The 25710-nt window shown below is 67.2% G+C and carries 32 protein-coding genes; 12 read left to right on the top strand and 20 right to left on the bottom strand.

Annotation, left to right across the window (positions count from 1 at the left end; translation table 11 throughout):
- Positions 1-67 precede the first annotated feature (67 nt).
- From AC07O3_RS32245 to AC07O3_RS32220, 6 genes are all read right to left on the bottom strand, one after another.
- Entirely contained in the window at positions 68-385 is a 318-nt protein-coding gene (locus tag AC07O3_RS32245) for a putative quinol monooxygenase (protein ID WP_093059133.1), read from the bottom strand.
- 23 nt (positions 386-408) lie between these two features.
- Positions 409-1071, bottom strand: a complete 663-nt coding sequence (locus AC07O3_RS32240; protein ID WP_093059132.1) for an alpha/beta hydrolase — start codon at positions 1069-1071, stop codon at positions 409-411.
- Positions 1072-1222: 151 nt separating this feature from the next.
- Positions 1223-2215, bottom strand: a complete 993-nt coding sequence (locus tag AC07O3_RS32235; protein WP_495341278.1) for a Bug family tripartite tricarboxylate transporter substrate binding protein — start codon at positions 2213-2215, stop codon at positions 1223-1225.
- A gap of 82 nt (positions 2216-2297) precedes the next feature.
- On the bottom strand, positions 2298-3482 hold the full coding sequence (locus tag AC07O3_RS32230) for an FAD-dependent oxidoreductase (protein ID WP_489017095.1): 1185 nt from the start codon (positions 3480-3482) through the stop codon (positions 2298-2300).
- A gap of 7 nt (positions 3483-3489) precedes the next feature.
- Positions 3490-4425, bottom strand: a complete 936-nt coding sequence (locus tag AC07O3_RS32225; RefSeq protein WP_495341277.1) for a tryptophan 2,3-dioxygenase — start codon at positions 4423-4425, stop codon at positions 3490-3492.
- An 81-nt stretch (positions 4426-4506) separates the two neighbouring features.
- Positions 4507-5487 (bottom strand): AraC family transcriptional regulator, encoded by a 981-nt coding sequence (locus AC07O3_RS32220; protein WP_495341276.1) that lies wholly within the window; start codon positions 5485-5487, stop codon positions 4507-4509.
- A 128-nt stretch (positions 5488-5615) separates the two neighbouring features.
- Between AC07O3_RS32220 and AC07O3_RS32215 the strand changes: the two genes are divergently transcribed.
- Positions 5616-6089, top strand: a complete 474-nt coding sequence (locus tag AC07O3_RS32215; RefSeq protein WP_495341275.1) for a Fur family transcriptional regulator — start codon at positions 5616-5618, stop codon at positions 6087-6089.
- 7 nt (positions 6090-6096) lie between these two features.
- On the opposite strand, the gene zigA is transcribed toward AC07O3_RS32215, so the two are convergent.
- Positions 6097-7290: a zinc metallochaperone GTPase ZigA gene (gene zigA, locus AC07O3_RS32210; protein WP_495341274.1), complete on the bottom strand. Its 1194-nt coding sequence runs from the start codon at positions 7288-7290 to the stop codon at positions 6097-6099.
- Between the two features lie 111 nt (positions 7291-7401).
- On the opposite strand from zigA, the gene AC07O3_RS32205 reads away from it, so the two are divergent.
- Entirely contained in the window at positions 7402-7989 is a 588-nt protein-coding gene (locus AC07O3_RS32205; protein ID WP_093059126.1) for a GNAT family N-acetyltransferase, read from the top strand.
- 2 nt (positions 7990-7991) lie between these two features.
- On the opposite strand, the gene AC07O3_RS32200 is transcribed toward AC07O3_RS32205, so the two are convergent.
- The gene (locus tag AC07O3_RS32200) at positions 7992-8888 is read right to left on the bottom strand and encodes an SDR family NAD(P)-dependent oxidoreductase (RefSeq protein WP_093177813.1); all 897 of its coding nucleotides are present in this window, start codon (positions 8886-8888) and stop codon (positions 7992-7994) included.
- 54 nt (positions 8889-8942) lie between these two features.
- Entirely contained in the window at positions 8943-9818 is an 876-nt protein-coding gene (locus AC07O3_RS32195) for a helix-turn-helix domain-containing protein (RefSeq protein WP_495341273.1), read from the bottom strand.
- Positions 9819-9901: 83 nt separating this feature from the next.
- Here AC07O3_RS32195 and AC07O3_RS32190 point away from each other — a divergent pair, with 83 nt between their 5' ends.
- Positions 9902-10558 (top strand): glutathione S-transferase, encoded by a 657-nt coding sequence (locus AC07O3_RS32190; RefSeq protein WP_495341272.1) that lies wholly within the window; start codon positions 9902-9904, stop codon positions 10556-10558.
- Here the strand turns inward: AC07O3_RS32190 and AC07O3_RS32185 are convergent, their stop codons facing one another.
- Positions 10559-11461, bottom strand: a complete 903-nt coding sequence (locus tag AC07O3_RS32185; RefSeq protein WP_093059122.1) for a LysR family transcriptional regulator — start codon at positions 11459-11461, stop codon at positions 10559-10561.
- 134 nt (positions 11462-11595) lie between these two features.
- On the opposite strand from AC07O3_RS32185, the gene AC07O3_RS32180 reads away from it, so the two are divergent.
- On the top strand, positions 11596-12930 hold the full coding sequence (locus AC07O3_RS32180) for an MFS transporter (protein WP_495341271.1): 1335 nt from the start codon (positions 11596-11598) through the stop codon (positions 12928-12930).
- A 40-nt stretch (positions 12931-12970) separates the two neighbouring features.
- On the top strand, positions 12971-14077 hold the full coding sequence (locus tag AC07O3_RS32175; protein WP_495341270.1) for a M14 family metallopeptidase: 1107 nt from the start codon (positions 12971-12973) through the stop codon (positions 14075-14077).
- A gap of 4 nt (positions 14078-14081) precedes the next feature.
- On the opposite strand, the gene AC07O3_RS32170 is transcribed toward AC07O3_RS32175, so the two are convergent.
- From AC07O3_RS32170 to AC07O3_RS32160, 3 genes are all read right to left on the bottom strand, one after another.
- Positions 14082-14879: an enoyl-CoA hydratase/isomerase family protein gene (locus AC07O3_RS32170; RefSeq protein WP_093078754.1), complete on the bottom strand. Its 798-nt coding sequence runs from the start codon at positions 14877-14879 to the stop codon at positions 14082-14084.
- 33 nt (positions 14880-14912) lie between these two features.
- Entirely contained in the window at positions 14913-15335 is a 423-nt protein-coding gene (locus AC07O3_RS32165) for a hypothetical protein (protein WP_489017112.1), read from the bottom strand.
- Between the two features lie 63 nt (positions 15336-15398).
- Positions 15399-15671: a DUF2164 domain-containing protein gene (locus AC07O3_RS32160; RefSeq protein WP_495341269.1), complete on the bottom strand. Its 273-nt coding sequence runs from the start codon at positions 15669-15671 to the stop codon at positions 15399-15401.
- A gap of 105 nt (positions 15672-15776) precedes the next feature.
- On the opposite strand from AC07O3_RS32160, the gene AC07O3_RS32155 reads away from it, so the two are divergent.
- The 3 genes from AC07O3_RS32155 to AC07O3_RS32145 all read left to right on the top strand — a co-directional run bounded on the left by AC07O3_RS32155 (position 15777) and on the right by AC07O3_RS32145 (position 18778).
- Complete coding sequence (locus tag AC07O3_RS32155; RefSeq protein ID WP_495341268.1) at positions 15777-16973, top strand: YncE family protein; 1197 nt, start codon at positions 15777-15779, stop codon at positions 16971-16973.
- A gap of 89 nt (positions 16974-17062) precedes the next feature.
- Positions 17063-18538 carry a PPC domain-containing protein gene (locus AC07O3_RS32150; protein WP_093059115.1) on the top strand — a complete coding sequence of 492 codons (1476 nt, stop codon included), beginning with the start codon at positions 17063-17065 and terminating at the stop codon, positions 18536-18538.
- A 27-nt stretch (positions 18539-18565) separates the two neighbouring features.
- Entirely contained in the window at positions 18566-18778 is a 213-nt protein-coding gene (locus tag AC07O3_RS32145; RefSeq protein ID WP_093177828.1) for a hypothetical protein, read from the top strand.
- A gap of 58 nt (positions 18779-18836) precedes the next feature.
- On the opposite strand, the gene AC07O3_RS32140 is transcribed toward AC07O3_RS32145, so the two are convergent.
- From AC07O3_RS32140 to AC07O3_RS32130, 3 genes are all read right to left on the bottom strand, one after another.
- Positions 18837-19745 carry a DUF808 domain-containing protein gene (locus AC07O3_RS32140; RefSeq protein WP_093078757.1) on the bottom strand — a complete coding sequence of 303 codons (909 nt, stop codon included), beginning with the start codon at positions 19743-19745 and terminating at the stop codon, positions 18837-18839.
- Between the two features lie 75 nt (positions 19746-19820).
- Positions 19821-20504, bottom strand: a complete 684-nt coding sequence (locus tag AC07O3_RS32135; protein ID WP_093177831.1) for a PepSY-associated TM helix domain-containing protein — start codon at positions 20502-20504, stop codon at positions 19821-19823.
- A 1-nt stretch (position 20505) separates the two neighbouring features.
- A complete protein-coding gene (locus AC07O3_RS32130; RefSeq protein WP_093059111.1) occupies positions 20506-21024 on the bottom strand; it encodes a GNAT family N-acetyltransferase in 519 nt (172 codons plus the stop codon).
- An 87-nt stretch (positions 21025-21111) separates the two neighbouring features.
- Here AC07O3_RS32130 and AC07O3_RS32125 point away from each other — a divergent pair, with 87 nt between their 5' ends.
- The 3 genes from AC07O3_RS32125 to AC07O3_RS32115 are packed head-to-tail and all read left to right on the top strand — an operon-like array spanning position 21112 to position 21856.
- Complete coding sequence (locus AC07O3_RS32125; RefSeq protein WP_013542593.1) at positions 21112-21261, top strand: hypothetical protein; 150 nt, start codon at positions 21112-21114, stop codon at positions 21259-21261.
- The gene (locus AC07O3_RS32120; RefSeq protein ID WP_495341267.1) at positions 21258-21572 is read left to right on the top strand and encodes a VF530 family protein; all 315 of its coding nucleotides are present in this window, start codon (positions 21258-21260) and stop codon (positions 21570-21572) included. Before AC07O3_RS32125 ends, AC07O3_RS32120 begins: the two co-directional genes overlap by 4 nt.
- Positions 21569-21856, top strand: a complete 288-nt coding sequence (locus AC07O3_RS32115) for a 2Fe-2S iron-sulfur cluster-binding protein (RefSeq protein ID WP_093059109.1) — start codon at positions 21569-21571, stop codon at positions 21854-21856. The genes AC07O3_RS32120 and AC07O3_RS32115 overlap by 4 nt, the downstream gene beginning before the upstream one ends.
- On the opposite strand, the gene AC07O3_RS32110 is transcribed toward AC07O3_RS32115, so the two are convergent.
- Entirely contained in the window at positions 21853-23133 is a 1281-nt protein-coding gene (locus AC07O3_RS32110) for an MFS transporter (RefSeq protein WP_495341266.1), read from the bottom strand. The genes AC07O3_RS32115 and AC07O3_RS32110 overlap by 4 nt on opposite strands.
- Before the next feature lie 95 nt (positions 23134-23228).
- Between AC07O3_RS32110 and AC07O3_RS32105 the strand changes: the two genes are divergently transcribed.
- Positions 23229-23891, top strand: coding sequence for an RluA family pseudouridine synthase (locus AC07O3_RS32105; RefSeq protein WP_495341265.1), 663 nt, complete (start codon positions 23229-23231; stop codon positions 23889-23891).
- 8 nt (positions 23892-23899) lie between these two features.
- On the opposite strand, the gene AC07O3_RS32100 is transcribed toward AC07O3_RS32105, so the two are convergent.
- From AC07O3_RS32100 to AC07O3_RS32090, 3 genes are all read right to left on the bottom strand, one after another.
- Complete coding sequence (locus AC07O3_RS32100) at positions 23900-24340, bottom strand: universal stress protein (protein ID WP_007833935.1); 441 nt, start codon at positions 24338-24340, stop codon at positions 23900-23902.
- Positions 24341-24468: 128 nt separating this feature from the next.
- Positions 24469-25224: a 2OG-Fe dioxygenase family protein gene (locus tag AC07O3_RS32095; protein ID WP_495341264.1), complete on the bottom strand. Its 756-nt coding sequence runs from the start codon at positions 25222-25224 to the stop codon at positions 24469-24471.
- Positions 25221-25505, bottom strand: a complete 285-nt coding sequence (locus AC07O3_RS32090) for a DUF427 domain-containing protein (protein WP_093059105.1) — start codon at positions 25503-25505, stop codon at positions 25221-25223. The genes AC07O3_RS32095 and AC07O3_RS32090 overlap by 4 nt, the downstream gene beginning before the upstream one ends.
- Between the last annotated feature and the right edge of the window lie 205 nt (positions 25506-25710).

Genomic DNA, 25710 nt, shown 5'->3' with positions numbered 1-25710 from the left:
CGCTATGTTTTTGATAGCTATCTGCATAGACGACGCGCCAGTGAACGGCCCCGATGGCTGGTGAATTTCAGGCCTTGGCGCGGCCCGCCGACAGGTCGATCTCGTCCGACTGGTAGACGTGTATCTCCGGCGTGCCGTCGGCCATGGCCGCCAGCGCCTTGCCGAAGGCGCGCGAGGCGTCCACGCGAAAGTGCGTCTGCAGCGCGGCCATGTCGCTCCAGCGCTCCACGAAGGTCAGTCGCAGCGGGTCCTGCACGTCGGTCGTGACTTCATGCGAAATGCAGCCGGCTTCGGTGCGCGAGCGCAGCACGTGCTCGGTGCTGATGGCGAGCATGGCCTGCAGGGTGTCGGGCTTTGCCAGGGCGTGTCCGATGACCAGGATCATTTTCTTGTCTCCTTCGACGAAGTTCAGCCGAGCACCCGCAGCAGGAAGCGGTTCAGATCGGCGATTTCTTCCATGCACACCGAGTGCGCCATCGTGTATTCGTGCCACTCGACGGTATAGCCCAAGGCGGCCAGCGCGTCGCGCGAGCGCATCGCCGCGGCAAGGGGCACCACGGGGTCTTGCCGGCCATGGGCGAGGAACACGGGCGTTTCGTGGTTGGCCGCGTGGCGTTCGGCCGCCGTGGTGGCCGCGATCGGCAGGTAGCCGGAGAGGCCGACGATGCCGGCCAGCCGCTCGGTGTGGCGCAGGCCGGTCATGAGCGCCATCGCGCAGCCCTGCGAGAAGCCGGCCACCACGATGCGCTCGGCGGCGATGCCGCGGGCTTTTTCACTGGCGATGATCGCCTCGATGGTCGCCTGCGAGCGGCGCAGTCCGGCCTCGTCTTCCTGCGCTGCCAGGTCGGGCAAGGCGATGTCGTACCAGGCCGGCATCTGGTAGCCGCCGTTGATGGTCACGGGCATGACCGGCGCATTGGGGAACACGAAGCGCACCGGGCCCACGGCCGAGAGCTCGAGCTCGTTGGCAATGGGCACGAAGTCGTTGCCGTCGGCGCCGAGGCCGTGCATCACGATCACCGTGGCGGTGGGGTTGGGGGCGGTTTCGATCTCGATGGGAGGACGGGACATGGTCGGGCAAAGGTATTCAGGAACGCGGATGACCGCACCTTAGCGCATCCGGGGCCCGCCCAAGGCACGGAAACGGCCGGTTGGCTGACTTGCACATCGTTGCGATGTGCCACCGTGCGGTTGCCCGGGCAGGCGACTGTCTGACTGTCTGTTACTCGGTCTTGATGCCCACGGCCTTCACGATCTGCGCATAGCGCTCGTATTCGGCCGCCACCTGCGTCTGGAACTGCCGTTGCGGATGGCCCGTGGCCTCGATGCCCTGCACCGCGAGTTCTGCACGGGCGGCCGGAGCCTGCACGATGCGCCCCGCCTCCGCCGCGATGGCGTCGAGTACCGGCTGCGGCGTTCGCGCCGGCGCGAACAGCCCGAACCACGTGCCCGAGCGGTAGCCCGCATAGCTTTCGCCCACGGTCGGCACTTCGGGCAGCAGCGCATGGCGCCTCTCGCCGCTGGTGCCCAGCGCCACCAGCCGGCCGCTGCGGATGTGCGGCAGCGCGGGGCCGACCGCGATGAACATCACGTCGACCTGCCCCGCGATCACGTCCTGCATGCCCAGCGGGCCACCACGGTACGGGATGTGCGTGACGTAGATGCCGGCCTTCTGCTTCAGCAGCTCCATGCTCAGCTGCTGCGGGCTGCCGTTGCCGGCCGAGGCGTAGTTGATGCGCCCAGGATGCGCCTTGGCCGCGCGAATGAAGTCGGCCACCGTGTGGAAGCCGGTCTTCGGGTTGGCGACCAGCACGAAGTCGATCTGCCCGAGCGACACCACCGGCACCAGGTCGCGCCGGGCGTCATAGGGCAATCCGGCCTGGATGTTGGGGAGGATGGTGATGGGCCCGTCTGCGCCCACCAGCAGCGAGTAGCCGTCGGGCTGCGCCTTGGCCAGCCCATCGGCGGCCAGGATGCCGGCCGCGCCCGCGCGGTTGTCGACCACCACCGGCTGCTTCCATTGCTCCGACAGGCGCTGCGCCAGGTAGCGCGCCAGCACGTCGGGCGAACTGCCGGGCGTATTCGCGACCGTGATGTGCACGGGCTTCGACGGGTAGGCCGCCGCCGGTTGCGCCTGCGCGGCCACGGTCAACGAAGCGCAGGCCCACAGGGCAAGGACCGGCTTGAGCAGCTTCGACAGGAAATGGGCACGCATGGCGAACTTTCGGTTGCAGGAGGCAAAGCGCGCGATTCTGTCGCGCCCTCGCCCGCAAACGAACGACCCATTTGTCAGATGCTTAGGCTGGTTCCGGCATATGCAGCGAGCCGAACTCTCCCAGCTGCCGGTAGAAGGCATCGACCTGCTGCTGTGCCCCCTCGCGCATCGCCGCATTGCGCCGCGCGCAGCTCTCGGCATCTTCCATCGCCCCCGCCTCGCCCACCTTGCGCGAGGCGTCTTGCACGAAGCGGCACATCGGGTAGCGGCGTTCGCCGAAGGCGCGCAGCGTGGCGTCGGCGATGCCGTGCCGCGCGAGCATGTCGGCCAGCACCACCGCGTCTTCCACCGCCATCGCCCCGCCCTGCCCCATGAAGGGCGTCGAGGCATGCGCCGCGTCGCCGATCAGCAGCACGCGGCCCGCGTGCCAGGGCAGCGGCGTGTGCACCTCCTCGACGGCCGTGTAGAGCACTTCGGAATCCGCGCCTAACTGGTCCAGAAACTGCCGCGCCGGGCCGCCGAACTCGGCGAAGCGCTCGCGCATCTGCCCTGGCCAGGTCTCCTTCGGATACCAGCGGCCAGCCGGCTCGGCGACCGTGCCGAAGATGTAGAGCCTGTCGTCGCTGATCGGCATGATGCCCAACCGCTTGCCGACGCCCATCATCATGATCTTGGCGTCCAGCGCACGCGGCCGCTCGTGCACGCTGCGCCAGACGCCGAAGCCGGTGTAGCGCGGTGCGACGGGGCCGGCGACGGCCTCACGCACCTGCGAGCGGATGCCGTCTGCGCCAATGACGAGGTCGAAGCGCTGTGCCGTGCCGTCCGAAAACATGACCTCCGCGCGATCGCTGCCGCCGGGCGAATCGATCTCCGCGACCGTCGTCGCCAGCCGTATCTCCACGCCCAACGCATCGAGCCGCGCGGCCAGGATACGGTGCATCTCCGCGCGCCTGATGCCCACGATAGGCGCCGAGCCGCCGCTGGAGCGCGGATAGAACACATCGACGATGGGCTCGCCGTGGTGGTCGAGGTAGACATTGCGGCCGTCCTCGATGGCGAAGCCCGCTTCGAGGATGCCGGGCAGAACACCGACCTTGCGCAGCGCCTCGAGCCCGTTGCCGTAGATGAAGATGCCCGAGCTCTGGAAGCGCCACTCGGCCTGCTTCTCGACCAGCGTGACGCGAAAGCCCTTGCCGGCCAACGAGATGGCGGCCGAGCAGCCCGCGATGCCCGCGCCGACGATCAATACCCTTGCTGCCTGTGTCATGCCGTGCTCACAGCTGCGTCCGCACGGACCACAGCTCGGGAAAGAATCGGTGATCGACCACGCTGCGCAGCCACCCCACGCCAGCCGAGCCGCCCGTGCCCGGCTTGAAGCCCAGGATGCGCTCGACCGACACGAAATGCCGCCAGCGGTACTGCGAGAACACGTCGGCGATGTCCATCAGCGCCTCGCCCAGCCTGTACAGGTCGTTCTCCGGCGTCGGATCGCCGTACACCCACAGCCACGCCGCCTCGACGCCCGGGTTCGGCACATAGAGCGCCGACCAGTCGCGCACCAGCGCCTCGGGGGGCACGGCGATGTCGCGCCGGTGCAGCAGCGCCAGCACGTCGTCATACAGGCTCGGTGAATTCAGCGCGCGCTCCATGTAGGGCCACACGTCGGGGTTGTTCGCATGCGCGCGCGCCAGCGGAATCGACTTGTTGCCGAGGATGAATTCAACATGCCGGTACATGTACGACTGCTGCCCCGAGGCAATGCCCAGCGTGTTGCGGAACTGGTTGAACTCGTGCGGCGTGATGGTCGAGAGCACGTCCCAGGTCTTGCCAAGGAATTCGAGCAGCGCGCGCACGCGCGGCACCAGTTGCAGCGCACCGGCCACGTCGTCGCCCCGGATGCGCGCCTGCATGTTGGCCAGCTCGTAGTGGATGGCCTTGAAGCTCAGCTCCTTGCAGTGCGTGATGCACATGAAGACCATCTCGTCGTGGCCTTCGCTGCGCATGTGCTGCAGGCTCAGCAGCAGGTCGTTGCGCTGGTGCTCCAGGTAGGGGTTGCTGCTGCCTTCGAAGGCCACCAGTGGCTCACCATCGGTGTTTTGCACGGTGGCCGCGCGCTGCTGGTTGTCGCCGGTGGCGATGGGCTTCACCAGCGACAGCTCGAGCGCGGGGTTGCGCACTTCGGGAATGACTCTTTTGCGTGGGGTTGCCATGCGCCGATTGTTCGACCCGCACGCCGCCGCCTCAACCTCCGGCAGGCCGGATTTGGGCACCGACCGTCCGGGACGGCAGATTCAGTCGGATTCGGGTCCGCCCTGCTGGCGGGCGTACGCGCTCGGGGTCATGCCCGTCCAGCGCTGGAAGGCGCGCGAGAACGCCTTCTCCGACGCATAGCCGACCGCCTCGGCCACCTGGTGCAGGCTCAGCTGCCGGTTCTTGAGTTTCTCGGCCGCCAGCGTCATGCGGTACGAGCCCAGGTAATGCATGGGCGTGACGCCCACGAGCGCGCGAAAGCGCTCGCTGAAGATGGTGCGCGACAGGTAGCTGGCCTGCGCCAGCGTGGCAACCGACCACGGATGCTCGGGCCGCTCGTGCATCAGCGACATCGCACGGGCAATGCTTTCGTCGTCCAGCCCGCGCAGCCTGCCGACCTGCCCCGTCCGGCTCTGCGCCTGCGGCTGGGCATAGAGGTGCTCGCACAGGATGTGCACCAGCAGCAGGTCGGCCATGCGCGCCGCCGACAGCTGCCAGCCCGGGCGCTGGGCCACGGTTTCGTTCACCAGCGATTCCATGGCCTGCGCCAGCGAGGCGGTGGTGGGAATCTGCGCCTGCCGAAGCACGATCAGCGACGGCAGGCTGCCGATGATCGAGCCCAGGCCCTGTGCGGGCATCCACAGGTGCAACGAGAACAGCTCGGTGACCGGGCCGCCGCCGCCATGCGAGAACACGATGGGGTGGTCGCCGTGCCGGCCGATCGAATGCGCCTCGATCAGCTCGCGGAAAGGCATCGCATCGAGCCCCGGCACGGACGACACGGTGTGCGCCCCGCCCTGCGGCAGCATCGCGATGTCGTGCGGCGCCACCTGCACCGGCTCGGCGCCGTCCACTGCAATCCAGTAGGGTGCGCCGGTGCACATGCGGATCAGCGGACCGGCCACGCCGGTCGAATGCAGCGCCCAGGGAGCAGAGAGCGAAAACCGCGCAGTCACCGCCCTTTCTGACTTGTACGTCGCAAGCACATGGCTGAGTACGTCGCCGCCCCGCTCTGTGTCCATGCTGTTCGTGCCGCCCGGTGGTGTGTCTCGATGGCGGCGATTATCTGGCATGCCAGGCGGGCGATTGCGCCCCGCGCTACCCAAGGCGCCCCGGGATGCAACACAATGGCGTTTCGCAAGAAGACCGCATGAAGACAACGACCTCGCACCCGAAGCCCCCTCGCGCCGCCCCGTTCGACAGCGAAGCGCTGCTGCGCGACAACGGCCTGCGCGTCACACGCGCCGCGCAGACCGTGCTCGAACTGATCGAACACAGCTCGCAACCCCTGACGCACGAGGAGGTGGCCTCGGCCTACACCACCGCCACCGGCGAAACGCCCGACCGCGTGACGGTCTACCGCGTGCTCGACCGGCTGGTCGAGGCCGGCCTGTGCGACCGCCGCGTGGGCCCCGACCGCGTCAACCGCTTCTCGCGCCATGTGGAGGCAGAGTCGGGCAACACCTTCGAGTGCGACCAGTGCCACAAGGTGCTGGCGCTGCCTTCGGACCCGGAGCTGCCGAAGGTGATGGGCCGTCTTGGCCGTGCGCTGCGCAAGCAGGGCATCGACACCCGCCACACTGCGCTGACCCTCCACGGCACCTGCGGCGACTGCGCCCGCTAGGCTTTTCTCACACGTTCCACGAAGGGAACGGATCCGGAAAGTTCTGCCACCACGAGGCGCCGAAGCGCATCTCGTTTTCCGTGAGCAGGCACTCGTCGAGCCGGGCGCGCAACGCGTCTTCATCCATGCCGATGCCGATCAGCACCAGTTCCTGCCGCGCGTCACCCGTGGCCGAGTCCCAGTTCTTGTGGATCAGTTCCAGCGCATCCGGCTCGGTCGGCCAGTGCTCGCGCGGCACCGCGGCCCACCAGAAACCCGCCGCGCCATAGCGGCAGGCGCCGCCGGCCTGCGACCACGAGCCCGCACGCGTGGCGCGACTTGCAAGCCAGAAGAAGCCCTTGGAGCGCACCACTCCTTCCCATTCGCTTTGCACCAGCTTCCAGAACCGCATCGGGTGAAACGGAATGCGCGAACGGTAGACAAAGCTGCGAATGCCGTACTCCTCCGATTCGGGCACGTGCTCGCCGCGCAGTTCGGCCAGCCAGCCGGGCGCCTGCTCGGCCTGCTCGAAGTCGAACAGGCCAGTGTCGAGCACGCGGTCGAGCGCCACGCGGCCGAACTCCGACACCTCGATGCGGGCGCGCGGGTTCAGGCTGCGCAAGATGGCCATGAGCCGTTCGCGCTCCTCGGGCGTGACGAGGTCGGTCTTGTTGACCACCAGTACGTCGCAGAACTCGATCTGCTCGATCAGCAGGTCGACCACCGTGCGCGTGTCCTCGTCGCCGAGCGACTGGCCGCGCTGGCCGAGGCTGTCGGGCGAGCCGTAGTCGCGCAGGAAGTTGAAGGCGTCGACCACCGTCACCATGGTGTCGAGCCGGGCCACGTCGGCCAGGCTCTTGCCGTCTTCGCTGGCGAAGGTGAAGGTCTCGGCCACGGGCAGCGGCTCTGAAATGCCGGTGGACTCGATCACCAGCTGATCGAAGCGCCCTTCCTTCGCGAGGCGGTTGACCTCGACCAGCAGGTCTTCGCGCAGCGTGCAGCAGATGCAGCCGTTGCTCATCTCGACCAGCTTCTCGTCGGTGCGCGAGAGCTCGGCGCCGCCGTCGCGCACGAGGGCGGCGTCGATGTTGACCTCGCTCATGTCGTTGACGATGACCGCCACACGGCGGCCCTCGCGGTTGTGGAGGATGTGGTTCAACAGCGTGGTCTTGCCGGCGCCGAGAAAGCCGGAGAGAACGGTAACGGGGAGGCGGTCAGCCATTGGGCAGGCTCCATATATGCAACAGGATTGCATTATATGGATCAACGCAACTTTGTTGCGTTTTACTGCCGAGCCCCGGTCGCCATCGACCCTTCGCCTACCATCCGGAAAATGACCTCCGAACCCCGCACGCCCTTGCAACTCGTCTGGCCTTCGCACGAACACCTCGCCGGCTACATCGCCGCGCTGGAACGCGGCTGGTCGCCCAACAACCTGCGGCCCGAAGCCGGCCAGGAAGAACTGGCGCAGATCCACGCCGACCCCGAACGCTTTCTGGCCAGCCTCGTCGACCCCGAAGCCAAGGGCCCGCCAGTCGCGCTGCCCGGCGGAGGCACCGTGCCCCGCCTGCCAGGCTACCGGCGCTGGATGTGGGACGGCGAGTTCTGCGGCAGCATTCAGCTACGCTGGCAGCCTGGCACCAACGCCCTGCCCATCTACTGCCTTGGCCACATCGGCTACGGCGTGGTCCCGTGGAAGGGCAACCGAGGCTACGCCAAGGCTGCGCTGCGCGCGCTGCTGCCCGAGGCGCGCACCAGGGGCCTCGATCACGTCGACATCACGACCAGCCCCGAAAACCTCGCCTCGCAGCAGGTGATCCGCGCCAACGGCGGCGTGCTGGTGGAAGAGTTCGTCAAGCTACCCGAGCTCGGCGGCACGCCTGAACTGCGCTTTCGCATCGACGTGCGGGAGCTCCGGTAGCGCTACATCTCGAAGGCCTCGACCTGCCTGCCGTCGATGTCGGTAAAGCCGTACTCGCGCGCCAGGTCGGCCACGCGCAGTACCTCGCCGCTCTTGTCCATCACCCGCGCATCGCCGGCCAGCGCCGCGATCGCCCGTCCCAGGTAGCGCGGCGACTCGGTGCGCGCCAGCGCGGGCCGCTCATGCCAGTGCGCCTCATCGGTCTTGTGGCCGGCCAGCACGAACTCCGTGCGCATCCAGCCGGGCGACACGGCAATGGAGGCGACGTTGTGCGACCGCAGGTCTTGCGCCATGCCGAATGCCAGCCGGGTCATCGAAGCCTTCGCGAGGTCGTAGAAGAGGCTGCCGCGCAGATAGTGGTCGCGGTCCCAGAAGGTGGTGGTGAGGATCAGCCCCTTTTTCTGTCGCACCATCAGCGGCGCGGCACAGCGGCTGGCCACGAGGTGGTTGCGCACGCCGCGGTCGAACATCGAATCCCAGTTCGACAGCGGGTGCTCCCAGAAAGGTGCTTCGAACACGCCATTGAAGGTCTCGTGGCCACCCCAGGCGTTGTTCACCAGCAGATCGATGCGGCCTGCCTCGCGCTCCACGCGGGCGATGAGCGCCGCCACTTCTTCTTCGCGGGTGTGGTCGCACTGCACGGCGATGCCGTGTCCGCCCATGCGGGTGAGTTCGTCTGCGGTGTCGTCGATGCTGCCGGGCACGGCCTGCATATCAGACAGGGCCAGCAACTGGCCGTAGGTTTGCGCGGGCCGTTCGCGCGTGCTGCGCCCGGTGACGTACACCGTGGCTCCGGCGGCGCCCAGTTCCAGCGCGATGCCGCGCCCTGCTCCTCGACTCGCGCCAGTCACCACTGCCACGCAATCCTTCAACGGGCGACGGGTGTTTTCGTTCTGCATGTTCGGTTGCTCCTTCGATCTGCCTGTGCAAGAGCGGACGAAGATAGTGCGCGCTCAACGCGCCGTCTTGGAAGAACCCGAAACGGCGTGCCCCATGAACTCCGTCGGCGTAACGCCGCAGAGCGCGCGGAACTCGTTGACCAGGTGCGACTGGTCGTAGAAGCCGCTGTCGAGCGCTACGTCAGCCCACGCGGGCGACGACTGCAGCCGCAGCGCGCGCAGACAACCATGCATGCGCGCGAGCCGGCTCCAGGCGCGCGGCGAAAGGCCCACATGGGCATGGAAGATCTGCTGCAGTCGCCGTTCGCCAACGCCGACGGTCGTTGCCACCTCGCGCAAGGAGCGACGCCCACGGGATGCGGCGATGAGCTGCGCGGCATGCATGGCAGCGGCTGTGTTGCCCGCGGCGGCGCTGCTGTCGCGAAGCCGGCGTTGCAGAACGGCGTGCAGCATCGCCACCCGCGCTGCATCGTCCGACGCCTCGGCCATGCGCCCCAGCAGCTCGGTGCCTTCACCCTGCCACAGCGCATCGAGGTGCACGGCGCTGCCGCCGATCTCACCCACTGGCAACCCCAACAGCGCAGCGGCGGCACCAGGGCGCAGGGTGACGGAGAGCCCCTCCACCTTGCGCCGCATGCGCACCACCACAGGCGCGGCCGAAGCGCCTATGGCTTCCACCGCCAGCCCCTTGCCTTCACCGGCGGACGGTGCATCGCCGAGGTTGAACACCAGCCGCACCGCGCCGTCTGGCAGCACGCGTTCGCGCACCTCGTGCCCTTCGGCGAAGGTCTCGCGGTACAGCATGATGTGCGAGACGTGGCCGCGCAGCGCAGCCCCAACCGGGAACGCGCGCAACGTATCCGCAGGCACGCCAGATTCCGGCCCGTGCAAGGGGTCGTCGTCGAGGCGAAGGAAGAGGCGTTCGGCCATGGCAGTCCATTGTGATGAAAACCCCGCCCGGGTGCGAGCCAGCCGCGGTCGCCGAAAATCGACCGCTTCGCCCGCGCACACGAATGCCCGCCACCGCCCTCCCCGTTCTCTATTCATTCCGCCGTTGCCCCTATGCGATGCGGGCCCGGCTCGCGCTGATTGCGAGCGGCCAGCGCTGCGAGCTGCGCGAGGTGGTGCTGAAGAACAAGCCAGCCGAGATGCTGGCGGCCTCGCCCAAGGCCACGGTGCCCGTGCTGCTGACCGAAGACGGCACGGTGCTGGAGCAGAGCCTCGACGTGATGCTGTGGGCCCTGCGGCGCAACGATCCGCTGCGCTGGCTGCAGCCCGGAACCGGCACGCTGCAGGACATGCTCGCGCTGGTCGCCGCCTGCGACGACGGCTTCAAGCCCCAGCTCGACCGCTACAAGTACCCCGACCGGCATGCGGATGGCGGCGAACCCGCGCGCGAGCGCGGTGCCCAGTTCCTGCGCGACCTCGAAGCCAGGCTGTCGACTTCGCCCCACCTGACTGGCGCGCACGCCACGCTGGCCGATGCCGCCGTCATGCCCTTCGTGCGCCAGTTCGCAATGGTCGAGCCCGCGTGGTTCGATGCACAGCCCTGCCCGCGCCTGCAAGCATGGCTGTCCGGCTGGACCGCCTCGGACCTGTTCGAGCGCGCCATGCACAAGTACGCGCCCTGGAAGACCGGCGACGCCGGTGTCAGCTTTCCGCCGCTCTAGCTAGCCGCCCATCGCCACCGCCGAGGCCCGCTGGATGCATTCGACGAAATGCTGCGCGGCCGGCGTCAGCAGTTGCCCGCGGCGCTTGATGACGCTGACGCTCAGCATGGGCAGCTCTTCCTCGATCTCCACTCGCCGGATGCCGTGGCGCTTGAAGGTCAGCGTTGCCAGCGGCTCCACGAACAGGCCGACCAGGTCCATCTGCCCGACCAGCGCCAGCGCCACCGTGACCGATTGCCCCTGGATCACCCGCGCCGGCGGCGGCAGGCCCAGCGGCAGCAGCGGCGACACGGCCTCGCGGCCGCTGAAATGGTCGTCGCCCGGAAGAATCCACTCGGCCTTGTAGAGCTCGCGGATCGAGCGGCTCGCGCGCAGCGGATGACGCTCGCGCAGACCCACCACCAGCCTCACCGGAAAGAGCTCCATCGCCTCGAACTGCGGATCGAGCCGGCCCGGCACCACATGCGCCACCGCAAAGTCGAGCGAGCCCTCTCGCAGGCGCCCCAGCATCCAGGGCAGCACCGTTTCGCTGAACTGCACGTCGACCGCCGGCAGACGCGCGTGAAAGTCCTTGAATGCAGCCGGCAGCACCGTGAGCGCGAACGAAGTGCTGACGGCCAGCGAGACCTTGCCCGTGAGCCCGTCGCGGATCTGCGCGATCTCGTCGCGTGCGCGCTGCATGTCGGCCAGCAGCAGCCGGGCGCGCGGCGCAAAGGCCTTGCCGAACTCGGTGAGCCGCACGCCCTTGACGCTGCGCTCTACCAGCGGCGCCCCGACTTCGCGCTCCAGCTCGCGCACGATCTTCGTCACGGCCGGCTGGGAAATGCCCAGCACGCGGGCTGCGGCGCGGATGCTCATCTGCTCGACCACCGCCACGAAGGCGTGCAACTGATTGGGTTTCATGACAACCAAAAGTTATCTTTGACGCCCAATTATTGTCTTTTCATGACAGCAGCGAGTCTCTAGCATCCGGCGCGGTCAGTGCGTAGATACCTTCGACCGACATCCTCGAAAAGCAAAGCCAACACTGGAGAGCCATGAGCAACCCAAGCAAGCAGCCCGCGCCGTCCTCGTCCCTCGCTCGCCCCGCACGCAGGCGCCAGACCATCGTGGCCACCACCATCGGCAACGGGCTGGAGTTCTTCGACTTCACCGTCTACGGCTTCCTGGCGCTGGTGATCGGCAAACTGTTTTTCCCGACCTTCAATTCGTACGGACAGCTGCTGCTGACGGTGGCCAGCTTCGGCGTGGGCTTCATCATGCGGCCGCTGGGCGGCATCGTGATCGGCGCGTATGCCGACCGCGCGGGCCGCAAGAAGGCCATGACGCTCACCATTTTCCTGATGGCGCTGGGCTGCGCGCTGATCGCCTTCACGCCCACGTACGCGGCCATCGGCGTGGCGGCGCCGGTCGTCATCGTGCTGGCGCGGCTCATCCAGGGCTTCTCGGCCGGCGGCGAAGTCGGCGCCTCGACCACGCTGCTGGTCGAGCACGCCACGCCGTCCAACCGCGGCTACATGGCGAGCTGGCAGTTCGCGAGCCAGGGCCTGGGCGTGATGCTCGGCGCTGTCGTGGTGGGCCTGCTGACCTTCACGCTGTCGACGGAATCGATGCAGAGCTGGGGCTGGCGCGTGCCCTTCATCATCGGCATGCTGATCGCGCCGGTGGGCATGTACATCCGCCGCCATCTCGAAGAGTCGCTGCACATCTCGCCGGAAGAGGCCGCCGCGTCGCGCGAGAGCAGCCTGAAGATCGTCTGCACGCAGCACGGCAAGACGGTGCTGGCAGCGATTCTTTCGCTGGTGGGCGGCACCACGGCCGCATATGTCGTCACGTTCTACATGCCGACGTACGCCGTGCGCGAGCTCGGCTTCACGCCGTCGGTGGCGCTGTTCGGCGCCGCGCTCACCGGGCTGATCTCGTTCGCCTTCGCGCCCTTCGTCGGCAAGCTGTCGGACGTGGTGGGCCGCAAGCCGCTCATCGTCTGGAGCCGCATCGCACTGGCGATCCTGATCTACCCGGGCTTCCTGTGGCTCAACGCCTCGCCCACGCCGACGGTGCTGTTCGTCGTGCTCGGCGTGTTCAGCTTCGGCCTGGTGGTGCAGACGGTGCCCGGCATCACGATGCTGCCGGAGATGTTCCCGAAGGCGGTGCGCGCCAGCGGCATGTCGCTGGTGTACAGCGTGGGCGTGGCGCTGTTCGGCGGCTTCGCGCCCTTCATCAGCACCTGGCTGCTCAACGCCACGGGCAGCAAGCTCGCGCCGGCCTGGTACCTTGTGGCGATGACGGTGGTTTCGCTGCTCGGCCTGCTCTGGCTGCGCGACCATACGGGCCGCGACATCGATGCCGCGGGCGCCCACGCAACGGCCTGACGACTTTCTTCACCATTCCACGCACAGGAGTCCCCACCTCATGCCAACAACACAACGCTCCGCCGCCACGCGTTATTTCTCGGGCACGTACGTCGAAGCCCGCGCCAAGTTTCTCGAGGCCGCAGCGCAGCGCGGCGCGGCCGTCGAGTCGTTCGTTCTCGAAGCGCACCGCGGCGCGCTCGGCGAAGAGCTCGCCACCGACGTGGCGTTGATCGGCGCGATCGACGCGAAGAAGCTGCTGCTCGTGACCTCGGGCACGCACGGCCCTGAAGGCTTCTGCGGCTCGGGCACGCAGATCGCCACGCTCAACGATGCCGACCTGCTTTCGCGGCTGGAGAAGGCCGGCGTCGCGCTGCTGCTGGTGCATGCGGTCAACCCGCACGGCTTTTCGCACCTGCACCGCACAAACGAAGACAACATCGACCTGAACCGCAACCACATCGACTTCAATGCGCCCCTGCCGGTGAACGCCGAGTACGCGGATGTCGAACCGCTGGTGCTGCCCGCGACCTGGCCACCGACACCCGCCGACGAAGCTGCCGTGGCCGCCTACGTCCAGCAGCACGGCATGACCGCCTTCCGCGCAGCCGTGACCAAGGGCCAGTACACCTCGCCCGACGGCCTGTTCTACGGCGGCACCGCGCCCTCGTGGAGCAACGGAACCATCCGCAAGATCCTGCGCAAGTACGCTGCATCGGCCACCCACATCGGCTGGATCGACGTGCACACCGGTCTCGGCCCCTACGGCCATGGCGAGAAGATCTACCCGGGCCGCAATACGCCCGAAGACCTTGCGATGGCCCACGCCTGGTGGGGCGCGGACGTGTTCGCGCCCTTTGCCGGCGACTCGGCCTCGGCCGACGTGTCGGGCCCGGTGATCTCGACCGCGTACGACGAATGCCCGAACGCGAAGATCGCGCCGATGGGCCTGGAGTTCGGTACCCTGCCCGACCTCGAAGTACTGACCCGCCTGCGCGCCGACACCTGGCTGCGCCGCCACCCCGAGGCACCGGAAGCGCAGAAGCGCGAGATCCGCGCAGAACTGCGCGACGCGTTCTACTGCGACAACGAGGAGTGGAAGGGAATGATCCTCGGGCAGACCCGCGTCGTGCTGCTGCAGACGCTGCAGGGCCTTCGCAAGGCCTGATCGATCAGCTGAAGTTCGGCGCGCGCCGTTCGCGCAGCGAGGCAATGCCCTCACGCACGTCGGCGCCCGCAAAGCCCATGAATTCGAGCGCCAGCGAGGCGTCGAAGGTCGGGCCGGCCTGGCGCAGCCAGTTGTTCAGCGCGTACTTGGTGAGGCGAATGGCGCTCTGGCTGCCGGCCGCGAGCCGGTCGGCCACTTCGTAGGCACGCGGCAGCAGGTCGGCCTCTTCCACCGCAAGCGACACGAGGCCGATGCGCTCGGCCTCCTCGCCGCTCACCGGCTCGCACAGCAGCAGGTGGTACTTGGCCTTGGCCATGCCGCACAACAGCGGCCAGACAATGGCCGCGTGGTCGCCCGCAGCCACGCCCAGTCGCGTATGGCCGTCGACGATCTTCGCGTTCTTCGTGGCGATGGAGATGTCGGCCAGCAGCCCCGCCACCAGCCCCGCGCCCACGGCCGGGCCGTGCATGGCGCTGACGATGGGCTTGTCGCAGTTGATGATGTTGTAGACGAGGTCGCGCGCCTCGCGCCACACGCGCTGGCGCACTGCGTCGTCGGTGGTCATGTCCTGCACCATCGCGAGGTCGCCGCCGCCCGAGAAGCCCTGGCCTTCGCCCCGCAGCACGGCGCAGCGCACCGTGTCGTCGGCGGACACGTCGCGCCAGATTTCGGCGAGTTCGCGGTGGCCGTCATGGCCCGCCGTGGGCAGCTTGCCGTTGGCCGCCCGCATCTGGATGTCGAGCACCGCGCCATTCGCACCACGGCGCGCGATGGCGAGGGTCTGGTAACGGGCGTAGTCCATGGCGGGTGTCTCTTTCTGTGGCTTGTCTGCCGTCTATTTTTTTGCGGCCACTTCGCGGCAGCGCTGCACGTTGGTGTCGAAACGCGAGGCCAGTCCGGGCTCGCACTCGTCAGACGGCGTGAGCTTGCACATGCCGACGACCACATAGTCCATGACCGCTGACGTGCACATCGGGTAGGCCGCCAGATCGGGGTTGGCCTTGACCTTGAAGCCCCAGCGTTCGGAGAACTGCACCGTGCGGATCATCGCGCCATGGAAGAAGCTGCGGTCCTTGGCGGCGATGGCGGCTTCCATGCGGGGCAGTTCCTCGTTCAGGTAGCCGACCGAATCCAGCGGGAAGCCGGACGGGTCCTGCTGCGCGGTGGCCATCGATGCGGCGACGACCATTGGCAAGGCAGCCAGGAGGCGCAGGACGGGAGAAAGCGAGGGGCGAAGGGGCGTGCGTGGAAGGTGCATGGCTTCGAATTCTGCAACGTTTTGAAGCACTTTTGAAATTGCCGCGGTGCGCCCGCGCCACACCTACTTGCCCTTCTTCTGCTTGTCGAACTTGCGCCAGTACTGGAATTCGTCCTCGTGCACCTCGAGATCGACCTCCGAAATACGCGACTGCAGGCGTTCCTGCACCTCGGCCACGGCCTTGTTGTAGACCAGCGGGCCGATCTCTTCCAGGAAGAAGCCGAGCAGCGCCCCCGCCGCGATGTTGCCGATCGGCTCTTCCATGTTCTCGCGGAAATAGCGCTCGATGGACGTGATGGCCTGCTGGCGCGCATCCTTTGGAATCTCGATGGTCATGGCGGGGTCTAGGGGGTTGGATCGATCGATTGTGCCGGGGCACGAGGCCTGGCGACGAAGCTGCCGCTACCATGCGCGCACACAACTACACCGGAGACACACACCATGCAGTTCCGCCCCGCCGCACTCGCGGCCCTGGCCCTGGCAGCCCTTGCCGCTCTCCCCGGCTGCACGAACCTGACCCCCACCGTGCCGCAGCGCCAGCTGATGCTGGTCGCCAATGACGAGAAGCAGTCGTGGAACGACGCCGGCGTCGTGAGCCTCGGCCCGATGGGGCGCGACACCGTGCAGGTGCTCGACATCGGCACCGACCCGCTGGCGCCCAAGGTCGTCGGCACGCTGCAGCTGGACAACACCATCGCCGGCCCGCCGACCAATCTCGCGATCACGCCCGGCGAAACGCTGGCGCTGGTCGCCAACTCGCTCAACGTGGTCGAGGAGAACGGCGCGCGCAAGCAGGTGCCCGACAACCGCCTCTTCGTGGTCGACCTGACGACCACGCCGCCCAAGCTGCTCGACACCCTGCAGGTCGGCAAGCAGCCCTCGGGCCTGTCGATCAACCGCACGGGCGACCTCGCGCTGGTGGCCAACCGCGCCGACAACTCGGTGAGCGTGCTGCGCATCTCGGGCAAGAAGGTGACGCTGATCGACACCGTGGCCATGGGCGATTCGGTGGCGCACGTGCGCTTCACGCCCGACGGCAAGCGCGCATTGGCGGCCAAGTTTCCGAGCCACAAGATCGCGCTGCTCGACGTGAACGGAGAGAAGGTCAGCTACAACAAGGTCGACCTCGCGGCGGGCCTGTGGCCCTACAACGTCGACGTGACGCCAGACGGCAAGCTCGCGCTCACGGCCGACAACGGCAACTCGGGCGCATCCGACGGCCAGGTCGACACCGTGAGCGTGATCGACCTCGAGGCCGCGCCGCCGCGCGTGGTCGACAAGGTGGTGGTCGGCGACGGCCCCGAAGGCCTGGCCGTGAGCCCGACCGGCAGGCACGCGGTGGCTGTGATCCTGCGCGGCAGCAACTCGTCGAAGAGCGCCTACTTCTACAACCGCAACGGCTCCGTGGTGCTGCTGAAGATCGACGGCAAGAAGGTCACGCGCGCCAACGAGGTGGTGGTGCGCGGCCTGCCCGAAGGCGCGGTGTGGAGCGCAGATGGCAAGTACCTCTACGTGGGCAACTTCATCGACCAGGATGTCACGATCCTGCGGCTCGATGGCGATACGCTGGTGCCGACGGGCAAGTCGCTCCCGCTGCAAGGGCATCCGGCTGCCATGCGAGGCGCCATGACGCACTGAAGAGGTAGGGACTGCCCCGCACAGATGAATCGGCTTTTCTTCGAGCCGTCAATCGAAGACTAAAAACGAAACTGAGGAAGAGGGAATTCATGTTGCTTGATTCATTGAAGCGTCTTTTGACAGCGTTCGGCAGCCTTTTACTTTTTGGCATTGCGGTTTCCGGTCACGCGGGGCCTCTCGGCAATCCGATCGTGGTCAACACCAATACAGCGGGCACGCAGGAACTCTCGGGCCAATTCGCGCTAACCGCAGGAGGAAATGGGGAAAAGCTGGTCATGTGGCGGGACTCGCCCACGAACATGACTTATGTTCAGCGGATCAACTCCTCGGGTGTGCTTTCTCCCATCAAATTTCCAGTCGCCAACGGGAACTGCATCTCGACAGATCGCATTGGAAATTTCGCGATCATCGGCAGCCTTGCGGCGATCACTCTCTACGACCGAAACGGGAACATCAGGACGAATGCGTTCCGCCCAAATCCAGGCGCTGAAGGTGGCTGCGTCAGCCTTGATACGGATGGCAATCTCTCGGCCTTCTACTCTGTCTATTCCGGTGGCAACCGCTCGCTTGCGCTGAGGCGGTTCACCGTCGCCGGAGTGGCGCTGGGCAACGAGATCCAGATTACCCCTCCGTCTACAGCCGTCGTGGTTGCCAACAGCATCGCCTCCGACGCGTCAGGAAACATCACTGTTGCCTGGACGATCAACAACCCCACGACCGCCGGCGATGTATGGATGCAGCGCTTCAACAGCGCCGGGGTTCCGCTCATCGGAGCAACACCGGTGGTCACGGCGCCTTCCACCCAGGACGGCGCATCGCTTGCCGTCAGCCCGCTTGGCAACTTCCTGATTGCATGGAATTCGTACGAGACCAACAACCTCCAGAATGCGTACGTTCAACGGTTCAACTCGGCGGGAGCGGCAATCGGATCACCGATTCGGATCACGAAAACTGCGTCTTCGGTCTTCTCCCTGCTGAACGTGAGCATGATGGAAAACGGCAGCTTCTTCGCCGCCTGGAACATCGACAACCCGACGCCCGGGACATGGCCTCTCGTCGTGGCGCAGCAATTCGCCAGCGATGGTGCGCCCATCGGCAGCGAGTTCCAGGTCGATCTGCCAGGCGTCGCCGGTCGCTATGCCAATATCGCGAGCGATCTCGCCGGCAACTTCACCGTCGCCTGGAATGCCTACGACCCCGTGTCCGGCTTCGATGTGAAGATCCGTTCGTACAGGATCGATACGCAGCCCGCGATCACCACTCTCAATAGCGGCCAACCGGCACAAGGCCTGACCGGCGCCGCAGGAAGCTGGAAGTACTTCAAGGTCACCGTGCCCGCCGGCACCACTCAAATGAACGTCAGCATGGCTGGACCGGCCGGCGGCGACGGTGACATGTACATCCGCTTTGGCGGCCTGCCGAGCGCAACTGCCTGGGACATTCGTCCCTACGTCAATGGCAGCAACGAAGTGGCGAACATCAGCAATCCTCCACCTGGCGACTTCTACATCGCAATCTACGGGTACATCGCCTATTCGGGGGTCAGCCTGAACGTCAGCTATTGACGCTCCGCCCGGTACACTCCCGCTCCCATGACACGACCATCCCGCCCTCTCCGCACGCTCGAACGCGGCATCCTCTGCCTCGTGATCGGGGCCGCCGTTCTGCTGGGGCCGCGCTTTCTACAGGGCACGCGCTGGTTCGAGATGGTCGCCGGTGCCTATCTGGTCGGCTGGTTCGCGCTGGTACTGGGCGTGGCGCTGATCGTGGTCGAGTTGGTGAAGCGCGGCAAGATGCGTCAATAAAAAAGAAACCCGCCTCGCGGCGGGTTTCAGCAGGAAGAGCAGCCGACCGGCAGCAGGCTCAGGCCTTCTTTCCGCGGAGCTTTCCGACCAGCTCCACCACGACCAGCACGATGGCGCCGGCCACGATGCCCACGCCGGCATTCACGCCCATCGAGCCCAACGTACCGAACACACCGCCCGTAGCCGCGGCCCAGCCCTCGACCGCATGCCCCAGCGCCGGCACGCCGTGCACCAGGATGCCGCCGCCCACGAGGAACATCGCGGCCGTGCCGGCCACCGACAGCGCCTTCATGAGCCACGGCGCCGTGGCCAGAATGCCGCGGCCCAGGGCCCGCGCGCCTGCGCTGGCGCGCTGGCTCAGGTAGAGGCCCGCGTCGTCGAGCTTCACGATGCCGGCCACGAGGCCGTACACGCCGATGGTCATGATCAGCGCGATGCCGACCAGCACGCTCAGCTGCGTCGTGAAAGGCTGGCCCTGCACGGTGCCCAGCGTGATGGCGATGATTTCGGCCGAGAGGATGAAGTCGGTGCGCACGGCGCCCTTGATCTTGTCCTTCTCCATGGCAACCACGTCGACCGATTCGTCGGCCACGGCCTTCTCGTGGCGCTCGGTGTCGGCGTCGTGCTCTTTCTTGTGCAGGAACTTGTGCGCGAGTTTCTCGGCGCCTTCGAAGCAGAGAAAAGCGCCGCCGACCATCAGCAGCGGCGTCACCAGCCAGGGCAGCCAGGTGCCGATGGCCAGCGCCGCGGGCACGAGGATGGCCTTGTTGACGAACGAGCCCTTGCATACAGCCCACACCACCGGGATCTCGCGATCGGCCTTGACGCCGGACACCTGCTGCGCATTGAGGGCAAGGTCGTCGCCCAGCACGCCGGCCGTCTTCTTGGCGGCCACTTTGGTGAGGATCGACACGTCGTCGAGAACGGTCGCGATGTCGTCGAGCAGCAGGAGCAGGCTGGTGGCCATGGGCAGGATTCGGGCTGAAAAAGAAGCGGCGAGCTTATCCGCTGCCGCCAACCGCCCTTGCAATAACCGTACGAATCACAGAGCGCTGAGCGCAATGGCCAGCACCGCGGCGAGCGACGCGCCGAACAGCGCCAGCCCCACGCGGCGTCGGCGGTGCGTGAGCATCCACAGCGCCATGCCCGACATCGACAGGAAAATCAGGCTGCCAGCCAGCGTGTCGACCAGCAGGATCCACGGCAGTGGCATGCCGCCGCCCTTGTGCATGCTGGTGAGCGTGGCGACAAAGCCGTTGTGCGTGGTGGTGACGCCGACCGAGCGGTTGCCCTGCCAGTACTCGACCTGCACGATCTCGTTGGGGCCGCCGAAGTTGAACACCCAGCGCGCGGGCTGCGTGAGCACGGGGGCGCTCTTGTCGCTCTTGTCGGCCCAGGCGACGGGCTTGGCGGGCTCGATGCGGCGGGAGTTGGGCGGGCCGCTCATGCGCAGCGCCCCCTGCAGCCACTGGCTCATGGCCTCGGGCGTTTCCGGCGCGGGGTCGGGCAGCACCAGCTGGGCGCGCGTGCGCTCCTGGGCCTGCGGCAGCTTCAGCACGTCTCGGTGGTTGAGCCAGATACCGCTGAAACCGAACAGCAGCCCCAGCACCGCGCCCCAGAGGCCGAACCAGCCGTGGGTGCGGCGGATCCACTGCACGGCGGTCGTGCGGCGCTGGTGCGCGCGCACGCGCGCAGCGTGGCCGAGGGCGGTGCTGCCGGAGTCCATGTCAGGAAACGTCGCGCTTCAGGCGGATTTCCTCGACGCGCACGGTGCCGAAGGCCGTGGTCTTGGCGGTCTTCATCTCGCGCTTGAAACCCGCGAGTTCGTGGAAGCGCATGGCGCGGTCGTTGCGGATCGGCACCCAGATGGTGACCGTGGTGCAGCCCTCTTCTTCCAGGCCTTCGCGCGCGGCGTCCCAGAGGGCCACGCCCACGCCCTTGTCCCAGTGCTCGGGCTTGACGTAGATGGCCCAGATTTCGCCGGTGGTGGGCGGGGTCTTGGGGTCGCGCGAACGGTCGAAGCCGACGAAGCCGACGATTTCGCTGCCCAGCACGGCCACGCGCACCTGCGGCTCGCTGTATTCGATGGCTTCGCGCCACTTGGCTTCGCGGGTGGCCGGGGCCAGGGCGCGCAGCTCTTCCTCGGGAAGGATGCCTTCGTAGGCGGCCTTGGCGGCGAGGGAATGGATCTCGGCGACGGCCTTGGCGTCGCGCAGGGTGGCGGGGCGAACTTCGTAATCTGACATGAATGCGGGGAAATCAATGGAACCGCGTATTGTCGCCGCACCGCTAAACTGCTTGCCGCATCCGTCGTAACAACAGGAGAAATCGACATGGCCAAGAGTCAGCAACGCAGCACCAAGGAAGCGAAGAAACCGAAGAAGGACACCTCGCCGCCCAAGCCTGTGGGCACTGGCGGCATCGAGCCCGTTCGTACGATCACGACGGCGGTCATTCCCCGCGGCAAGCTCAAGAACAAGTGACGAACGACGCCCCAGCACCTGCCCCAGCGGCCCCCGCGGCCGCGAAGGCCCAGCCGCGCAACCCGCTGCATGGGGTCACGCTGGAGGCCATCGTCACCGCGCTGGTCGACTACTACGGGTGGGAGCACCTGAGCGAGCTCGTTCCCATCCGTTGCTTCACGCTCGACCCGAGCGTGAGTTCGAGCCTCAAGTTCCTGCGCAAGACGCCATGGGCGCGCGAGAAGGTCGAGAGCCTTTACCTCTTCATGCTGCGCGAGCAACGCCGCGAACAGCAGCAGCAACAACAGCAAAGCCAGCCGCCGCAGCCATGAAGGTCCGACTCGAGCCCTCGGGCCTCGACTTCGAGACCGATGCCGGCACCACGCTCCTGAAAGCCGCCGAGGCCGCCGGCATCGAACTGCCGAGCTCGTGCCGCAACGGCACCTGCCGCACCTGCATCTGCCAGCGGCTGTCCGGCGAAACCCGCCACATCATCGAATGGCCCGGCCTGAGCGCCGAGGAAAAAGCCGAAGGCTGGATCCTGCCCTGCGTAGCGCAGGCGCTGGGCGACATCACGCTCGACGCGCCGGGCGCGCGCGCCCTGTTCGCAGACTAGGACTTGACCGGCGGCCTGACCGAAGGCGCCGCCACTACCAGCCGGTCCCGCTGGGCCAGCGACGGGAAAAGCCTGAACCAGGTCAGCGCGACCAGCATCGTCCCCACGCCGCCCACCACCACCGAGCCGACCGGCCCCAGCAGCGCCGCCGTGGCGCCCGACTCGAACTCGCCGAGCTGGTTGCTCGCACCGATGAAGATCGAATTGACCGCACTCACCCGCCCGCGCATGGCATCGGGCGTTTCGAGCTGCACCAGCGTCTGGCGGATCACCACGTTGACCATGTCGGCGCCGCCCGAGACCGCCAGCGCGATCAGCGAGACGACAAAGCTCTTCGAAATGCCGAACACCACCATGCACAGCCCGAAGAGCCCGATGGCCAGCAGCAGCGTGCGCCCCACGCGGCGCTCGACCGGCCGGCGCGTGAGCAGGATCGACATCACCAGCGCCCCCACCGCCGGCGCGCCGCGCAGCAGGCCGAGCCCCCAGGGCCCGGTGTGCAGGATGTCCTTGGCGTAAATCGGCAGCAGCGCCACCGCGCCGCCCAGCAGCACCGCGAACAGATCGAGCGAGACCGCGCCGAGCACGGGCTTGCGCTTCCAGATGAAATCGACGCCCGCGAACACGGTGGCCAGCGTCACCGGCTCGCGCGCGGCCGGCGTGTAGGCATAGCGAAGCCGCAGCACCAGCGCGCAGGCGACGACAAAGAAGGCCACGCTGGCGCCGTAGACCACCGCCATGCCCGCCACGAACAGCAGCCCACCGAGGGCCGGCCCGCCGATGATCGCGCCCTGCATGCCCGCCGAGCTGAAGGCCATCGCGCGAGACAACATGGTGGGCGGCACCAGCAGCGGCGTCAGCGCCTGCTGCGCCGGCATCTGGAAAGCCCGCACGGCGCCCAGCACCAGGGACAGGCCCAGCAGCAGGCCGCGCGAATCATGCTTTTCCAGCACCGCCAGCAGCAGCACGAGCGCCACCAGCCCCTGTACCGCGAAACAGGCCGCCACGATGCGCCCGCGGTGGTGGCGGTCGACGACGTGGCCGGCCAGCAGCGCCAGCAGCAGCGCGGGCACGAACTGGTAGAGGCCGACGAGGCCCAGGTCCCAGGCGCTGCTGGTGAGCTCGTACATGTGCCAGCCGATGGCCACCAGCAGCATCTGCGAGGCGGCGGTGCCGAACAGGCGCGCCGTCCACATCTGCATGAACGGGCGTTCGCGCGTCAGGTCGGAAAAGCTGGGGGGAGAAGAGGGAACGGAGGCTGGGGCGGGGCCGGACATTCGCTCAAGGATAGCCGAGGCCGGATGAGCGGGGCATGAGGGGCCGGGAACGCGGGAACGGGCCGCCATCGTGCTCTCTACACTCTGCGGCATCCATGACGACCGCGCCGCCGCTCCTGCAACCCGTTCACGAAGACCCGCACCTGCTGGTGCTCGACAAGCCCGCCGGCCTGCTCTGCGTGCCCGGCCGTGGCGAGGACAAGCAGGACTGCCTGAGCGCACGCGCCATGCGGCAGTGGCCCGACGCGCTGATCGTGCACCGGCTCGACATGGCCACGAGCGGGCTGGTGGTGATGGCACGCGGCATCGAAATGCAGCGTGCGCTGAGCGCGGCCTTTGCCGAGCGCCGGGTACACAAGCGCTACGAAGCCATCGTCGATGGCGCGATGCCGCTGCTGGAAGACTGGTCGCTGATCGACGCACCGCTGATGGCCGACTGGCCGCGCAGGCCGCTGCAGAAGACCGACCCGGCGGGCAAGCCCAGCGTCACGCGATGGAAGGCGATTTCATTGCTGCCCGGCGAGCCTGCCGCGACCCATGTGCTGCTGGAGCCACTGACCGGCCGTTCACATCAGCTGCGCGTGCACCTGCTGTCGATCGGGCATCCAATTCTTGGCGATGCGCTGTATGGCGATGCCGCCCTGCAGGCACGCGCGCCACGGCTGCTGTTGCATGCGAGCGAGCTGGGGTTCGTGCACCCAGTGACGCAGCAGGAGCTTTACTTCAAACGGCCGCCCGATTTCGCCGTCGTTTCCTGACCAATCAGTCAGCCGCCCTTGACGACCAGCACGGGCATGTTGGCGTCCTGCAGCACGCGCTGCGTCACGCTGCCTAGCAGCAGTTTTTCGATACCGCTGCGGCCATGCGAGCCCATCACGATCAGGTCGGCCGCGATGGCGATGGCCGTATCGACGATGCCTTCGTGCACCACATGGCCGTCGATCACGCGCTGGTCGCTGTGCAGGCCTTCGGCCGCCAGGGCAGCTACGCCGCGTGCGAGCGCCGCGTTGGCGCTGGCCGTGGCTGCTGCGAGGTATTCGTTCTGGCCGAGCGCATAGTCCGCGCCCACGCCGATGAAGGGGTAGTTGTCGATCACGTGAATGAGCGTGATGCGGCTACCGAAAGCCAGCGCGAGGCCGCTGGCCTTGCTGACGGCGAGCATGGAAGTTTCGGAGCCGTCGATCGGAACCAGGATGTGATTGAACATGGCGGGACCTCGCTTTCGTTCGCAGACAGACACGGCCCACATGGAGCCGGGCCCCGAATTTAACCGCTGTTCCGCGGACGGACTGTAGGACTCGTGCCAGCGACGGCGCACTGCACCGCCGCGCGACTTCAGCCCCCCTGGAAACCCTTGGCGCGGCAGGTGATCACAAGCGTGTCGCGCCAGCCTTCGCCGCCCTCTTCCAGCGGCTGGATCGGCGTCGATTCGTGGATCACGCGCGCATCGTCGAGCACCAGCAGGGTCCAAGGCTCGGTCATGGTGAAGCGCTCGCCGCGGCGGCCGTTGGCTTCGAACACACGCGTCTCTCCGCCCTTGATGCCGTGCCGGCCGACCAGTGCCACGGCCACGAGATCCACACCATCGCGGTGCGCGCCCTCGGGCGTCGGGCGGCCGATGCCACCGGCGGTGTCGATGCGGAACTGGTGCGCTTCCACGTACCAGCGCTGCGGCGCACCACGCATGTCGCTGCTGGCCTTGCCGAGCTGCTGCAGCAGCCGCTGCCACACGGGTTGCGCCACGGTGGCCTCGAGCATCGGCGCGAACCAGCGCTGCATGCCCCCGTGCAGGGCGTTGTATTCGACCGGCTGCCAGTGCGCGCGATGCGGCACTTGCGCCAGCGTGGCATGGTCGTCGGCTTCGACGGTGAAGCAGGCATGGCGCCGCGTGCGGTAGCGGCCGCCGTCCTTCAGGTATTCGTCGGGCGGGAGATCGTTCCAGTCCGCGTGCAGTGCATTCAGCTGCGCGAGCGGAACGCCGAGCCATTCGCCGACGCCCTGCGGGCTGAGCACCGCATAGCCTTGATCGCGCAATGCGGCAGGCAGCTCGGCGGGGGCGATGAACGGGGGAGTGAAAGCGGCCGTGGTCACTGCGCGCTGACCTTCACGTCCTTCCAGAACGCGACGCGGTCGCGGATCTCTTCGGCTTCGGGCTTCGGGTCGGCGTAGTACCAGGCGGCGTCGGTGTTGAGTTCGCCGTTGACCAGCAGCGAGTAGTAGCTTGCGGTGCCCTTCCAGGGGCAGGTGGTCTTGTGGTTGCTGAAGGTGACTGCGTCGCGATTGAGCGAACTCATCGGGAAATAGTGGTTGCCTTCGACGAGCACGGTGTCGTCGCTTTCGGCGATGGTGACGCCGTTCCAGGTTGCTTTCATGGTCTTGGTCTCCAGGGGGAGGGTTGCGGGCGCTGGCCGTTGCGCTGCCGCACGGGGCTTGGGTATTGTGCCGTTGCTTGGCTTGCCCACTTTCTTCGGGGCGATATGGGCACTATTGCTTTGTTTATTTTCCGGGGCCGGGTCTCGGCCCGGCGGCCGACTCACTTTCTTTTGCTTCGCCAAAAGAAAGTAAGCAAAGAAAAGG

This window comes from Variovorax sp. GW821-FHT09D05 (genome assembly GCF_059416325.1).
Note: the sequence above shows the minus strand (reverse complement) of the source record. Positions and strands in the feature narration are given on the sequence as shown.

Excerpts from the sequence above, each read along its gene's own strand:
- AC07O3_RS32115 (WP_093059109.1), top strand. The coding sequence starts at position 21,569 with ATGAAGGTCCGACTCGAGCCCTCGGGCCTCGACTTCGAGACCGATGCC.
- AC07O3_RS32240 (WP_093059132.1), bottom strand. The coding sequence starts at position 1,071 with ATGTCCCGTCCTCCCATCGAGATCGAAACCGCCCCCAACCCCACCGCC.
- AC07O3_RS32160 (WP_495341269.1), bottom strand. The coding sequence starts at position 15,671 with ATGACCATCGAGATTCCAAAGGATGCGCGCCAGCAGGCCATCACGTCC.
- AC07O3_RS32220 (WP_495341276.1), bottom strand. The coding sequence starts at position 5,487 with ATGGACACAGAGCGGGGCGGCGACGTACTCAGCCATGTGCTTGCGACG.
- AC07O3_RS32170 (WP_093078754.1), bottom strand. The coding sequence starts at position 14,879 with ATGGACTACGCCCGTTACCAGACCCTCGCCATCGCGCGCCGTGGTGCG.
- AC07O3_RS32205 (WP_093059126.1), top strand. The coding sequence starts at position 7,402 with ATGACCTCCGAACCCCGCACGCCCTTGCAACTCGTCTGGCCTTCGCAC.
- AC07O3_RS32150 (WP_093059115.1), top strand. The coding sequence starts at position 17,063 with ATGTTGCTTGATTCATTGAAGCGTCTTTTGACAGCGTTCGGCAGCCTT.
- AC07O3_RS32245 (WP_093059133.1), bottom strand. The coding sequence starts at position 385 with ATGATCCTGGTCATCGGACACGCCCTGGCAAAGCCCGACACCCTGCAG.
- AC07O3_RS32215 (WP_495341275.1), top strand. The coding sequence starts at position 5,616 with ATGAAGACAACGACCTCGCACCCGAAGCCCCCTCGCGCCGCCCCGTTC.
- AC07O3_RS32090 (WP_093059105.1), bottom strand. The coding sequence starts at position 25,505 with ATGAAAGCAACCTGGAACGGCGTCACCATCGCCGAAAGCGACGACACC.
- AC07O3_RS32105 (WP_495341265.1), top strand. The coding sequence starts at position 23,229 with ATGACGACCGCGCCGCCGCTCCTGCAACCCGTTCACGAAGACCCGCAC.
- AC07O3_RS32130 (WP_093059111.1), bottom strand. The coding sequence starts at position 21,024 with ATGTCAGATTACGAAGTTCGCCCCGCCACCCTGCGCGACGCCAAGGCC.
- AC07O3_RS32175 (WP_495341270.1), top strand. The coding sequence starts at position 12,971 with ATGCCAACAACACAACGCTCCGCCGCCACGCGTTATTTCTCGGGCACG.
- AC07O3_RS32135 (WP_093177831.1), bottom strand. The coding sequence starts at position 20,504 with ATGGACTCCGGCAGCACCGCCCTCGGCCACGCTGCGCGCGTGCGCGCG.
- AC07O3_RS32100 (WP_007833935.1), bottom strand. The coding sequence starts at position 24,340 with ATGTTCAATCACATCCTGGTTCCGATCGACGGCTCCGAAACTTCCATG.
- AC07O3_RS32180 (WP_495341271.1), top strand. The coding sequence starts at position 11,596 with ATGAGCAACCCAAGCAAGCAGCCCGCGCCGTCCTCGTCCCTCGCTCGC.
- zigA (WP_495341274.1), bottom strand. The coding sequence starts at position 7,290 with ATGGCTGACCGCCTCCCCGTTACCGTTCTCTCCGGCTTTCTCGGCGCC.
- AC07O3_RS32110 (WP_495341266.1), bottom strand. The coding sequence starts at position 23,133 with ATGTCCGGCCCCGCCCCAGCCTCCGTTCCCTCTTCTCCCCCCAGCTTT.
- AC07O3_RS32185 (WP_093059122.1), bottom strand. The coding sequence starts at position 11,461 with ATGAAACCCAATCAGTTGCACGCCTTCGTGGCGGTGGTCGAGCAGATG.
- AC07O3_RS32145 (WP_093177828.1), top strand. The coding sequence starts at position 18,566 with ATGACACGACCATCCCGCCCTCTCCGCACGCTCGAACGCGGCATCCTC.
- AC07O3_RS32195 (WP_495341273.1), bottom strand. The coding sequence starts at position 9,818 with ATGGCCGAACGCCTCTTCCTTCGCCTCGACGACGACCCCTTGCACGGG.
- AC07O3_RS32155 (WP_495341268.1), top strand. The coding sequence starts at position 15,777 with ATGCAGTTCCGCCCCGCCGCACTCGCGGCCCTGGCCCTGGCAGCCCTT.
- AC07O3_RS32230 (WP_489017095.1), bottom strand. The coding sequence starts at position 3,482 with ATGACACAGGCAGCAAGGGTATTGATCGTCGGCGCGGGCATCGCGGGC.
- AC07O3_RS32125 (WP_013542593.1), top strand. The coding sequence starts at position 21,112 with ATGGCCAAGAGTCAGCAACGCAGCACCAAGGAAGCGAAGAAACCGAAG.
- AC07O3_RS32235 (WP_495341278.1), bottom strand. The coding sequence starts at position 2,215 with ATGCGTGCCCATTTCCTGTCGAAGCTGCTCAAGCCGGTCCTTGCCCTG.
- AC07O3_RS32165 (WP_489017112.1), bottom strand. The coding sequence starts at position 15,335 with ATGCACCTTCCACGCACGCCCCTTCGCCCCTCGCTTTCTCCCGTCCTG.
- AC07O3_RS32200 (WP_093177813.1), bottom strand. The coding sequence starts at position 8,888 with ATGCAGAACGAAAACACCCGTCGCCCGTTGAAGGATTGCGTGGCAGTG.
- AC07O3_RS32140 (WP_093078757.1), bottom strand. The coding sequence starts at position 19,745 with ATGGCCACCAGCCTGCTCCTGCTGCTCGACGACATCGCGACCGTTCTC.
- AC07O3_RS32225 (WP_495341277.1), bottom strand. The coding sequence starts at position 4,425 with ATGGCAACCCCACGCAAAAGAGTCATTCCCGAAGTGCGCAACCCCGCG.
- AC07O3_RS32190 (WP_495341272.1), top strand. The coding sequence starts at position 9,902 with ATGCCCGCCACCGCCCTCCCCGTTCTCTATTCATTCCGCCGTTGCCCC.